The organism is Elstera sp. (genome assembly GCF_044372965.1).
Lineage (GTDB): Bacteria > Pseudomonadota > Alphaproteobacteria > Elsterales > Elsteraceae > Elstera.
Window position 1 is genome coordinate 1 of record NZ_JBILQX010000299.1, and the last position, 2,591, is coordinate 2,591.

Sequence of the window (2,591 nt, forward strand, 5' to 3'; positions counted from 1 at the left end):
TCGCCCGGTTGGGTGTGACCAATGTTGCCGATTTTACCGCTTTGGAGAGCGACCAGGTGCGCGAGATGCTCACGGTAACGGGGCAGCGGACCCATGCCGAGTTGCGCGGAAACCCGTGCTTTGAGTTTTCCCAGACACCGCCGCCAAAGAAGAGTATCGCCGTCACTCGAAGTTTTGGCCAGGCGGTCACGTCCTGGGAGGGAATGCGCGAGGCTGTTGCCGCCTACGCGACCCGCGCCGCCGAAAAGCTCCGTCGCCATGGCCTTCAGGCAAGCGGAATGCAGGTGTTCCTGCACACCAACCGATTCAACGGCGATCCCTCCTATAGCAACCAGGTCACCCTTGCCCTGGAGCCGACCGCTGATAGCCTCGCGCTCATCACCAGCGCGACGCGCGCAGCCCAAGCCTTATGGCGTGATGGGTACCGCTATGCTAAAGCGGGCATCGTGCTGTTGGATCTCTACCAGCCCGGTCATCAGACCGTGGCCGATCTATTCCCGTCGCGCGACCCAGCAAAATCCCTGGCGCTGATGTCAGCGCTGGATGAGGTCAATAAACGGTTTGGCCGCCACACGCTGCGGCCCGGTGCCGTTGCCGCCGCGCCCGCCTGGGGCATGCGTCGCGGCAACCTCTCGCCTTGCTATACGACGCGCGCATCCGATCTAATGCAGGTGGTCGCGTGCTAAGAGGGTGAACTATGTGCAATCGGTATCGGATGACGACGGACCAGATCGGACTGGAGCAGGCCTACGGCATCGATGCACCCTATGCTGGCGGTGTGGATCAACCGCCCCAAGAACTGTTTCCAAAGCGTATGGGCTGGGTCGTTCGCAAGGCGGACGGGCAGCGTCGGCTCGATGTCATGGGCTGGGGGTTTCCGCCGCCAGGCGATTCCCGGACGCCGGTCACCAATGTGCGAAACCTTTCAAGCCCCTTCTGGCGGAAAGCGCTGAGCACCCCCGCCCAGCGGTGTCTTGTCCCGGTCACCGAATTTTGCGAGTGGGAAGGGGAGGCGGGCTCGAAAGTGGCGCGGTGGTTTTCGGTGCCGTCGCGACCGGTGTTTTCGTTTGCGGGGATATGGCGGCAAACCGAAGGCGGGCAGGGCGTCTATGCGTTACTGACGTGTGAGCCTAATGCGCTTGTTGCCGAGATCCACCCGAAGGCAATGCCGGTAATTTTGCATCCCGAAGACGAAGAGAGATGGTTGTCTGGGACCATGGCGGAAATCCTGCCTCTGGCGGCACCCTACCCGTCGCAGTTGATGGCGGTAGCCTGAACCGAAATCCTAAGCGCGGTCCAACTCTATCGTGATGACGGCGGCTGGGCCACGATCACCATACAGGGAGCGCCAAGCGGGGAGGGCGCAGGGGTCCACATCGATCCTGAAGCCGGTGATGACGCCGTGCAAACGTTGCTGTTTCCCATAGCCACGGGAGAGAGTAACTCGCCGGCCAGGCCGACAGGTACGGTCGTTCCACCGGCCACCCGACGGACGATATTCTTCACGTTTATCGCCGCGCTCAAAAGCATCAAACCATTCGGCGTTCAGCGGAATAAAAAGGGGCTTTTCAGGCGTTTCAGTCACAGTGGCACTCCCGATGACCGAGACCGGTTGCGCCAATCCTCCAGATCGGGATCCTCATCGATATCGCTCTGATCGCCGTGGCGAACGCAAAACAATGCCCGATCTCCCTCGCTGGTAATCAACGATGGTCCGCAGACCGGACATATCCACGCTAGGCTGAGCGCAACGAAGTCCGGCGTCCACTTGGCCAACCCTCGTTCGATCAACTGCTGAGCCGTCAAGCGCTGCTGGTCGGTAAGCAACGCCGCCGCCAGTTGCCCGCCGTGCGCCACAAGATTGCCGATTAGCCGGTCACGCTCCTCGCCGTTCATGGTTCACCCCGTGGTCAGATTATTCAATCGATAGGGTTAGTGGCCTGACTGTCCTCTTGACCAGAGAACCATGTTGGTTTCCGCCGTGACGCAGCTAGCGGAGCTGCCGCCGCCAGTGCTTCCGGGGTTGCATAGAAGGTCTCGGGGGCGGGGACATCCCCTTTTAAAATTTGGATCATGCCGAGGCCAACTGCCTCGCCAAAGCTGATGGTTGCTTTATCTGTCATCTCGTTCACCTCGTGGTCACATCTAAGGGGCGGGTCGCATGGTAGGTACTTCCGTCTCATTTCGCAAAGTGATGCCGCCGTGACGAACTTCATCATTCCAGCTAATAAAAATATTATGACGACGATTTTGTTTAACGACTTCAATCAGGCCGGGGCGATAAAAGGCGTCTGCAATTGGCTTTCTGGGTGAAAACAATAAACCGAACCGGAAACCGTATAACTCCATTATCATTCCCAACATTTCCGCATCTGCATCATTATATATTGGGTTGAACGAAAGCTGGTGAGTTGAGTTAATAATTTTACCAATTTCTCCGTGTAAATATAATCCCATGGGTAAATTCCAGCCTGAAGGAGTCTCAAGGAGCTCTAAGCACCTCATAGGATCTCCATACTCTGGAACGACCACTTGCCCGTCTGTAGCAATATTTCCCGAGTGTGAAAGGGCTAAGTGAGTTTTTAAAATCC

Annotated in this window: 6 protein-coding genes; 2 read left to right on the forward strand and 4 right to left on the reverse strand. The window is 57.8% G+C overall.

Annotated features, from left to right (window positions below; translation table 11 throughout):
• Together ACIQ36_RS19875 and ACIQ36_RS19880 are read left to right on the forward strand one after the other, a co-directional pair.
• Positions 1-686, forward strand: a 686-nt coding sequence (locus ACIQ36_RS19875) for a DUF4113 domain-containing protein (RefSeq protein WP_395832594.1), incomplete at its 5' end; no start/stop codon positions are given.
• A gap of 11 nt (positions 687-697) precedes the next feature.
• Positions 698-1,276, forward strand: a complete 579-nt coding sequence (locus ACIQ36_RS19880; RefSeq protein WP_395832596.1) for an SOS response-associated peptidase — start codon at positions 698-700, stop codon at positions 1,274-1,276.
• Between the two features lie 9 nt (positions 1,277-1,285).
• On the opposite strand, the gene ACIQ36_RS19885 is transcribed toward ACIQ36_RS19880, so the two are convergent.
• The 4 genes from ACIQ36_RS19885 to ACIQ36_RS19900 all read right to left on the reverse strand — a co-directional run.
• On the reverse strand, positions 1,286-1,585 hold the full coding sequence (locus tag ACIQ36_RS19885; protein ID WP_395832598.1) for a hypothetical protein: 300 nt from the start codon (positions 1,583-1,585) through the stop codon (positions 1,286-1,288).
• Positions 1,582-1,896, reverse strand: a complete 315-nt coding sequence (locus ACIQ36_RS19890; protein ID WP_395832600.1) for a hypothetical protein — start codon at positions 1,894-1,896, stop codon at positions 1,582-1,584. Before ACIQ36_RS19890 ends, ACIQ36_RS19885 begins: the two co-directional genes overlap by 4 nt.
• 23 nt (positions 1,897-1,919) lie before the next feature.
• The gene (locus tag ACIQ36_RS19895; RefSeq protein ID WP_395832602.1) at positions 1,920-2,123 is read right to left on the reverse strand and encodes a hypothetical protein; all 204 of its coding nucleotides are present in this window, start codon (positions 2,121-2,123) and stop codon (positions 1,920-1,922) included.
• 22 nt (positions 2,124-2,145) lie between these two features.
• On the reverse strand, positions 2,146-2,591 hold a 446-nt coding region (locus ACIQ36_RS19900), incomplete at its 5' end, for a hypothetical protein (RefSeq protein WP_395832604.1).